6 protein-coding genes are annotated in these 7,755 nt (G+C 42.4%); 3 read left to right on the top strand and 3 right to left on the bottom strand.

The window, feature by feature from the left end; translation table 11 throughout:
- The coding region (locus AC1DPZ_RS17990) for an SDR family NAD(P)-dependent oxidoreductase (protein ID WP_477405900.1) at positions 1 to 458 on the bottom strand (458 nt) is incomplete at its 3' end.
- 23 nt (positions 459 to 481) lie between these two features.
- Complete coding sequence (locus tag AC1DPZ_RS17985; RefSeq protein ID WP_477405898.1) at positions 482 to 1,516, bottom strand: LacI family DNA-binding transcriptional regulator; 1,035 nt, start codon at positions 1,514 to 1,516, stop codon at positions 482 to 484.
- 149 nt (positions 1,517 to 1,665) lie between these two features.
- Between AC1DPZ_RS17985 and uxuA the strand changes: the two genes are divergently transcribed.
- The 3 genes from uxuA (at position 1,666) to AC1DPZ_RS17970 (ending at position 6,387) form a co-directional block, all read left to right on the top strand.
- Positions 1,666 to 2,862: a mannonate dehydratase gene (gene uxuA, locus AC1DPZ_RS17980; RefSeq protein ID WP_477405896.1), complete on the top strand. Its 1,197-nt coding sequence runs from the start codon at positions 1,666 to 1,668 to the stop codon at positions 2,860 to 2,862.
- A 208-nt stretch (positions 2,863 to 3,070) separates the two neighbouring features.
- Entirely contained in the window at positions 3,071 to 5,251 is a 2,181-nt protein-coding gene (locus AC1DPZ_RS17975; protein ID WP_477405894.1) for an alpha-glucuronidase family glycosyl hydrolase, read from the top strand.
- A gap of 23 nt (positions 5,252 to 5,274) precedes the next feature.
- On the top strand, positions 5,275 to 6,387 hold the full coding sequence (locus AC1DPZ_RS17970) for a glycoside hydrolase family 43 protein (protein WP_477405892.1): 1,113 nt from the start codon (positions 5,275 to 5,277) through the stop codon (positions 6,385 to 6,387).
- Between the two features lie 183 nt (positions 6,388 to 6,570).
- Here the strand turns inward: AC1DPZ_RS17970 and AC1DPZ_RS17965 are convergent, their stop codons facing one another.
- The gene (locus AC1DPZ_RS17965; protein WP_477405890.1) at positions 6,571 to 7,569 is read right to left on the bottom strand and encodes a glycoside hydrolase family 43 protein; all 999 of its coding nucleotides are present in this window, start codon (positions 7,567 to 7,569) and stop codon (positions 6,571 to 6,573) included.
- Positions 7,570 to 7,755: the final 186 nt, after the last annotated feature.

Below are 7,755 nucleotides of genomic sequence, written 5' to 3'. Positions count from 1 at the left end.
GTATAGGCTATTACATATGGTATGCCATATTGTGCGGCCATCGAGCTGATGTTCACAATGCTTCCCCTGCCGGCAACGAGCATCGCTTTAACAACCTCCCGGCTCATTGCAAATACCGAAATAAGGTTAGTTTGTATTATTTGCTGAAATTCCTGGTCGCTAACATCAGTAAAAGATTTTTTGAGGTTGATGCCAGCGTTATTTACTAATATATCGGGTGTGCCAAATTCTTGTTCAATCTCCGAAATTAATTGGGGGATGCCAGAGGTTATGCCCAGGTCATATTGCTTATAGCTGCAAAGCCCGCCAAATTGTTTCGCAGCATCGGCCATCTTTTTTTCATCGCGGCCAATAATAATGGTGCGGATATTATTTTCAATAAATTTTTTAGTAGTCGCGAGCCCCAGGCCCGAAGCGCCGCCTGTAACTATGGCAAGTTTTGTTTTCGGTGTTGTCATTTAATATAGTTCATGTGGGCTAATTATAATTTCTTCCTGAGGGAAGATTGGCGCACGATCAGTTCCGACCTTAAAATAAGGCTATGGGTTTGTTGCAGGTCGTGTTTATTCACCAGGTGGTTAATCAGCATGTTAGCGGCAGCCTCGCCCATTTCGTATCCCCTATAGTTAACAGTTGTTAAATTGGGTTCAATTACGCAACATAAAGGATCATTATTAAAACCAGCAACAGCTATATCTTCCGGGATTTTTATACCGCCCTTTTTAAGTACCTGTATGCAACTTACAGCACAAACATCATTAACGGCGAATATTCCGTCGGGTAGGGGATTCATCTTTAGTATTGCTTCGGCAGCGGCAACCGATTCCCGGGCGGTCAGATCGTTAATTATCAGTAGCTGGTCCTCAAATTCAATATGGTGTTTTTCAAGCGCGGCTTTGTAACCCCTCAGTCTTTCCGAATAAACATTTCGCAACTGGTTGCCGGTAATATGCACTATTCTTTTACAGCCCTGTTCAATAAGATGGCTGGTGATTTCATAGGCGGCCCTAAAGTTATCTATATAGATCTGTGGATAGTGACCGTGCTCGAAGATCCTGTCGAAAAAGATAACCGGGATATTGCGTTTTATAAATGGCTCAAAGTGTTCAATATTTGTAGTATCATAAGCTAAAGAAACCAATAGGCCGTCTACACGGTTATTTAGCATAGCCCCGGCATTGTTTGCTTCTTTCTTCATTGTCTCCAACGATTGACTGATAATGAGGTTATAATTATTGTCATTCACTACCTTCTCAATGCCGGCAATTACATCGGCCATGAAGCTGCTGTTTAGTCTTGGTACTATAACTCCAATTATATTGCTGTTCTTTTTCCTTAAATTACTGGCGAAAGAATTGGAGCGATAACCCATTTCTTCGGCCGCCTTGATAATCATCCTTTTGGTGTTTTTATTAACCCTTGGATGATCTTTAAGCGCCCTGCTAACTGTTGCTGCCGAAACTTTAAGTTTTTCGGCTATGTCATATATTGTGAGCTCTTTTTTACTGTCAGGCATAAAATTTAATTAATAGCTTAAATAGCAACGGCGTTACCATAATGTACCACTATAAAAACGATTAACGGCTAAAAGTAAAAATTAATTACCGATTTACCTATTTTTTGGCAACCGATTGCATAACTTTATTTCTCAATTTTATTTAAGATATGATACATGATTTAGAGCAAACCTTCAGGTGGTTTGGGCCCGATGATCCGGTTACATTGGCAGCTATCAAACAAACCGGGGCTTCAGGAATAGTAACGGCCCTTCATCATATTCCATGCGGCGATGTATGGAGTACCGACAGCATAAGGCAGCGGCATGCTATTGTCCATGAAGCTGGTTTTAAATGGCTGGTTGTGGAGAGCGTGAATATTCATGAAAGTATAAAAACAGGTACACCCGAACGGGATTTTTACATAGGCAATTACATTAAAACCCTCGAAAATTTAGCCGCGGAAGGGGTTTACATCATATGCTACAACTTTATGCCGGTATTAGACTGGACACGTACCCATCTCGATTACAGGTTGAGTAACGGCGCTTCGGCTTTGTTGTATAACGCAACCGCCCTGGCTGCCTTTGACTTGTATATTTTACAGCGGGAAAATGCATACAATGAGTTTTCCATCGAACAGCAGAATGCCGCTAAAATATATTTAGATAGTTTAAACGAGGACGACAAAGCTCTTTTAACCAATACCATATTAGCCGGCTTGCCAGGCACCGATGAGGTTTTTACAGTTGATGAATTTAAGCAGCATCTACATAAATATAGTGGAATTGACTCAATAGCGCTGAAGGAAAACCTTTTCTACTTTTTGCGGGCAATAATCCCGATTGCCGAAAAACTGGGTATAAAAATGTGCATTCACCCGGATGATCCGCCATTCCCGATATTGGGTTTGCCACGTATAGCCTCATCACTGCAGGACTTAACCGATATTGTAAATTGCTTTCCTTCAATTGCCAGCGGTGTAACACTTTGTACGGGTTCATTGGGAGCTTCGGTTAAAAATGATATTCCGCTTATTATTTCACAGTTGGGCGGTCATATTCATTTTCTGCACCTGCGTAATGTAGCACGCCAGTACGATGGTAGCTTTTATGAGGCTGATCATTTGAACGGCAGCGTTGATATGTATGAAGTAATGAAAGCCATTATTAATGAGCAAATAAACAGGGAAAATATGGGTAGGGATGATGTTGCAATCCCGATGAGGCCCGATCATGGGCATAAATTGCTCGATGATTTTAACTACAATACCTATCCGGGTTACTCAGTGATTGGAAGGCTAAAGGGGCTTGCCGAGCTTCGCGGACTGGAAATGGGTATTAAAAGAGCAATGGCAGAAAAATAGTGCTCTTGTGCATCTATAAACAATTGGTTTTAAATTGCTAATATAAATAAAGGTCATATATTTACAATCGATTGCATAAAAGATAATTTGTTTATAAACCGTATTTTGGAGCATTGATTATGATGTTTCTTTCATGAGCTTTAATTAAATCATTTTAAACGTTTTTTGAACTGCCATGACGCAGGCATAAAGCGTAATTTACAACACCATGGCCAAATACTTTTTAAAAAATACGTGTTTGCTGATGCTGCTTTTATCAGCATGGGTAAATAATGCGCATGCTGATAACGGATATAAGCTATGGCTTGAATATAATAAAATAAGCGACCAAAAAAAGGCAGCGCTTTATAGCCGGCAATTAAAATACCTCGTATTTCCTGCTGCTTCAGCACAGCTTAAGGCCGCAAAGGAGGAACTATTAACAGGCCTTAATAGTATGTTATCAATAGCGCCTACAAATAGTAAGGCTGTAATCAATGGTCAAACACTCGTGGTTGGTACACCTCTTTCACTAAAATCATGGGCAATAGTTGTTCCCGATAGTATTGGAAATGAAGGATACCTCCTGAAAACCGTTTCTGTAAACAAAAAGGAATGCACATTAATAGTGGCAAATACAGATGCCGGCGTTATGTATGGTGTTTTTAATTTTTTAAAGCTGATCCAGACCCGGCAGTCAATAAACAGCCTGGATGTTTCGGAGCATCCCCGCATCATGTACCGCATACTTGATCATTGGGATAATCTTAACCGCACTGTTGAACGTGGTTATGCTGGCTCATCCATCTGGAACTGGCACAAGCTGCCACAAATTATCGACCAGCGATATATTGATTATGCCCGGGCTAATGCTTCTGTAGGCATAAATGGTTCCGTGGTAAATAACGTTAATGCCGATGCTTTGATTTTATCCCCTCAATATTTGCTTAAGCTGCAGGCATTGGCTAATGTTTTCAGGCTGTACGGCATTAAAATATATATATCCGTAAAGTTCAGCAGTCCGGTGGAGCTTGGAGGCTTAAAAACAGCAGACCCACTTGATGCGGAAGTGAAAAGATGGTGGGTAGATAAGGTAAATGAGATTTATAGCTACATCCCTGATTTTGGCGGTTTTTTGGTAAAGGCAAATTCCGAAGGGCAGCCTGGTCCCCAAACTTATGGCAGAAGCCACGTCGATGGAGCCAATATGCTTGCTGATGCATTGGCACCGCACAAGGGCATAGTGATGTGGCGCGCATTTGTATATGATAATAAAGTACCTGACGACCGCTCGAAGCAGGCCTACAATGAGTTTAAACCTTTTGATGGTAAGTTTAAGGACAACGTGATTATTCAGGTAAAAAACGGGCCTGTTGATTTCCAGCCCCGGGAACCTTTTCATCCTTTGTTTGGCGCTATGCCCAATACACCTTTGATGATGGAGTTCCAGTTAACGCAGGAATACTTAGGCTTTTCAACTCATTTAGTTTATGAAGCACCTTTGTTTGCCGAGTGCCTGCAATCAGATACTTATACTCATGGCAAAGGCTCAACGGTATCAAATGTGATAACAGGCAGGTTTAACAAAAAGCTGATAACAGGCATGGCGGGCGTGGCCAATATCGGTACGGACTTTAACTGGTGCGGGCATCCTTTTGCACAAGCCAACTGGTATGCCTTTGGCAGGCTGGCCTGGAATCCGGACCAATCGCCGGGTATTATCGTAGGCGACTGGATCCGGATGACATTTACCAACGATACCGGTTTTGTAACTCCTGTTAAAAAAATAATGCTGCAGTCGCGGGAGAATACCGTTAATTATATGACACCGCTTGGGCTACATCACATCATGGGACTTTCAACCCATTATGGGCCGGGGCCATGGGTTGACCAGGCCGGCCGGCCTGATTGGAATTCTACATACTATCACAAGGCGGATTCTGCCGGTATTGGCTTCGACCGTACGAGCGCGGGCAGCGATGCACTGGGACAGTATGCGCCGCAGGTTAAAGCATATTGGGAAAATCTTGCAACGTGTCCCGATGCATATATTTTATGGTTTCACCACTTAAAATGGACATATAAGATGCGATCGGGGAGATCATTGTGGGATGAATTGGTAAATCATTATTACACGGGCGCTGGCTCGGTGAAACAAATGGGTTTGATATGGGACAGTATTCCAGGGAAGATAGATAATGAACGCTATATAGCGGTGAAACAACTTATGAATGTTCAGCTCGCAGAAGCCAACAGATGGCGTGATGCTTGTGTGTTATATTTCCAGACCTTTTCGAAAATGCCAATTGATAATAACTATCCCAAGCCCGAACACCCGCTTTCTTATTACAAAGACATGAAATTTTATTTTGTGCCGGGAATAGGGGGGAATAATTACATGTCCAATTAATCATCACCATAAATTAACCGCCAATGAGCAATCCATTTACAACATCAAAACTAACCATTGCTTTATTTTTAGCATGTTTTTTAAACGCATGTACCTCAACAGGTAAAAAAGCCGATAATGCAGATAGCAGCAAGGCCGACACCAGTAAGAAAGTGAAATACCTTGCGGAACCCCTTATCAGCTCTATTTACACAGCCGACCCCTCAGCCCATGTATTTAATGGTAAAATCTATATCTATCCCTCACATGATATTGATGCGGGCATTCCCGAAAATGATAACGGCGATCACTTCGCGATGAAGGATTATCATATCCTTTCTATGGACAGCATCGGCGGTAAACTTACTGATAATGGGGTAGGACTCGACATAAAAGACATTCCATGGGCTGGCCGGCAATTATGGGCACCTGATGCTGCTTATAAAAATGGCACCTATTATCTTTATTTCCCGGTTAAGGATAAAAAAGATGTATTTCATATTGGTGTTGCCACATCAGCCAATCCGGCAGGTCCTTTTAAAGCTGATCCCGAACCAATTGCAGGCAGTTACAGCATTGATCCTGCTGTGTTTACCGATACTGACGGCAAAACATACATGTATTTTGGTGGTATCTGGGGTGGACAATTGCAACGATGGATAACCGGGAAATATGAGGCCGACGGTTCAAAAACTGATTCGAAACAAGAGGATTCGCCTGCCATCAGTTGCAAGGTGGCTTTGCTTAAGCCTGATATGAAGAATTTTGATGGTAAAGTAAAGGACGTGGTTATTTTGGATAGCCTGGGTAAACCTTTGCTGACCAAAGACCATAACCGCCGTTTTTTTGAAGGGTCATGGATGCACAAATACGACGGTAAATATTATTTCACCTATTCAACCGGTGATACACACCTATTGTGCTATGCTACCGGTAGCAGTCCGCTAGGGCCTTTTACTTATAAAGGTGTTTTCATGAAGCCGGTTCAGGGCTGGACCACCCATCATTCTATAATCGAAATAAAAGGAAAGTGGTATATATTTTATCATGATACCGAGCTATCGGGCAAAACCCACTTAAGAAATATTAAGGTAACCGAACTGCAGCATAATGCGAATGGTTCTATTAAACTGATCGATCCTTTTAGCCGCAATTAAGCTTTTAGGATTACTATAAATCTCCTGATCAACTGGATGGTGTAAGAGATAGCGCAAAAATATACCTATACCATCAAAAAAGCCCGTTTTCGTAAGAAAACAGGCTTTTTTGATTTGAGATTATCAATAAAAAACCTACTCCTGGCAGTGGTTTTTTATTTCCCCTAGCTGTATTCCAAATCTTCAGGGAGTATAAAGGCCATGCACAATCAACTTATCACCAGAGTCGTCTGCTTCAAACAAATGGGGTATCCGGCGGTACCGGCCATTAATATTCTGGTGACTATGTACTGCCATCAACAGTTTGCCCTGGAATGTTTTGAATAGCATGCCATGTCCGAAATTAGGCGGGGTAATAGGTTCTTTCTCCTGTATCCAGGGGCCGTCGAGCGTACCGCTTGAAGAATAGGCCACGCCTTGCGTATAAACGTCATACACCCAACTCGTCCAGATCATACCCAGGCGTCCTGTTTGGGTACGGAACACGTAGGGGCCGTCTGTAACCTTATTGGGACGGACATTCCCATTTTCATCCCTTTCCCTGCTCCATGGAGAATCGCTGGCATGGAATAATACTTTCCCAGTTCCCACTGAGCCGCTCAAATCAGGTTTCAGTTCTATTTTCTCGATAGTCCCGTTCCAGTTCTGTAACCATTCATAGCAATATATCATATAAGGCTTTCCGTCTTTGTCCACCCAAAATGTTCCGTCCAGCGTTGGTTTGTTAGCGGGCAAATAAGTAGCGTCCTGCATTGGCACATAAGGCCCATCCGGCTGATCGCTGACCAGAATATGAGATGCGCGGCGTTCTATGACATTACCTTTTACAGTGTCAATCTTGACGTCACGGTTAGTGAAGGTAGCAAAGTAATAATACTTGCCCTTATACTCATGTAATTCCGCAGCCCAGATCATTGGGCGAGGCCCCATCCAGGACTGGGGATCGGTCTTTGTAAGCTGGAAAGGGCCGTCCCACAATTTGAGATCTTTGCTTTTCCAGAGCATGCCGCCGGTACCAGTCATGTAATACATGGTAGTTTTAGCGTCTGCGAGGATACAAGGATCGCTAAGCTGGATGGAATCAAGCGGAACATCTTTCCTCGGGATATTAACTCTTTGCTGAGCGAAAGYGGTGATTGAAAAAATCAACAAAAAATATAAAAGGGAAAAAGACTTTTTCATATCAATAAAAATTTGGCATTTTGTTTATTTATAGTTTTTTAATATTGGCTAAATACGAATGTAGGGGTTGGTTTATGGAGGTATTCAACCGCGATTTTTCCGTTAGGTGGGGTATCTCACCACTAATATCACTCCAAAATTGCCTAAATGTGGTTCAATCGCTACTTCACCAAGGCCGTCGGTGGG

The organism is Mucilaginibacter sp. P4_G9, assembly GCF_056400985.1.
Note: the sequence above shows the minus strand (reverse complement) of the source record. Positions and strands in the feature narration are given on the sequence as shown.